Source organism: Micromonospora sp. ATA51 (assembly GCF_016802855.1).
In the GTDB taxonomy this organism is placed as follows: Bacteria; Actinomycetota; Actinomycetes; order Mycobacteriales; family Micromonosporaceae; genus Micromonospora; species Micromonospora sicca.
The window spans coordinates 1-1,464 of record NZ_JAEVHJ010000649.1; the positions used below are offsets into that span (position 1 = coordinate 1).

1 protein-coding gene and 1 pseudogene are annotated in these 1,464 nt (G+C 73.0%); both read left to right on the forward strand.

All coding sequences use genetic code 11. The features are described from left to right. The first annotated feature begins 576 nt into the window (after positions 1-576). Positions 577-1,059, forward strand: a complete 483-nt coding sequence (locus tag JNW87_RS38635; RefSeq protein ID WP_109800440.1) for a DUF6232 family protein — start codon at positions 577-579, stop codon at positions 1,057-1,059. 41 nt (positions 1,060-1,100) lie between these two features. Beyond that, positions 1,101-1,464 (forward strand): annotated as a pseudogene (locus JNW87_RS38640) (hypothetical protein); the annotation flags it as partial.

The following is a 1,464-nucleotide window of genomic DNA, read 5'->3' on the forward strand; positions in this document are numbered from 1 at the left end:
GCGGATGGTGGCCGGGTACCGGTGGGCGACCTGCTCGTGCGGCCTGTCGATGGACCGTGACCACGCCGCGGCGCAACGGATCGCCGCCCGGGGCCTAGCAAACCAGGCCAACACCCGCCGCGGCCCTAACGGCAACGCCGCGATCCGGACCGCCACCGACACACCGGTCCGCCACCAGACACGTCGACCAACCCGCACCGCCACGATCCCGCCCGTGCGGGATCGACGCAAAACCGCACCCACCCCGAAGCAGACCCGACCTGCAACGGTCAAGACCTCACGCCTGCTGCCCTTGCGACGGCAGGTTCCCGCCCCGGCAGAATCCCCATCGGGATCTTCCGGTCAGCGTCCGGCGGGACGGACACCCCAGGAGACCAACCCGAAAGGGCCGGTCAGCCAGGTGCCGCACACGGCTCCCACCACCCCTCCGCGACACCCTCACCGGGTCCGCGGGGCAGCCCTCGGTCGCGGCTTCCACCGCCACGTGCACGCCACCCCCGTAACCGACCGGGATGGTAGCGCCAGCCGGATGTCCGGCTCGCCGAGAATCGCATAGGGAACCAGAGACGCTTAGTGATGACCCTCTATTACCGGGACGACGCGGTACAGGTCACCTCCGAAGCCATCCACGCGGGCGGGCATGTCATCGCGCTCGCCGACGTGGCGTACGTCTGGCACGCCCGGGGCGCGACCACCCTGGCGGTCCGCGGCCGCGTCCTGGGACGCGGAGTCCTGGTCGTGCTCCTGTCCCTGCCGCCGCTGGTCGCGCTGGTCTGTGTGGTCTCGCTGGCCTGGGCCGCGCAGGACCGCGGCAACTGGAAGCTCGCGCTGGTCATCCTGGCCGCCTTCGTGGTCGGCGGCCTGGTCCTCACCCCTTTCCTGGAGCTGCCGCTGGGCTGGCTGGACCGCTCCTACGAACGCGGCAACCGGGTGCACGAGCTGTGGGTGCAGCACCACGGGCGGGAGGTGATGCTGCTCCGCACGCCGGACGCGCTACGGTTCGGGCAGATCTACCGGGCCGTGCAGCGCGCCGTCGAACAGCAGGGCGACCGTCGATGACCACCCGGCGCTCCTAGCGCCGCCCACGCACACTGGGGAACATGGCGATTCCCCTCCCCCGGCCCGGCGCGGTCGTCGGCCTCACCCGCTCCGCCCTGGACCAGGCCCTCGGCTCGGCCGCCTCGCTCGCCGCCGTACCGGCCCGCGCCTTCGCGGTCCTCGACGAGGTCGAGGCGCTGCTGCGCCGGATCAACGGGGTGGTGGATCGGATCGAGAGCACCCTGGACCGCACCGACCGGGTGCTCACCGACGCGGAGACGGCGGTCCGCGAGGTCGCGGTGATCAGCGCCGCCGCCACCGGCGCGATCGAGACCGCCACCGAGGTCGCCGCGGCGGCTGCCGTGGTGGTCGGCGACGCCGAGCGGGTGGCCCGGGCCTCCCGCCGTCCCCGGCGAAGGTCACGGT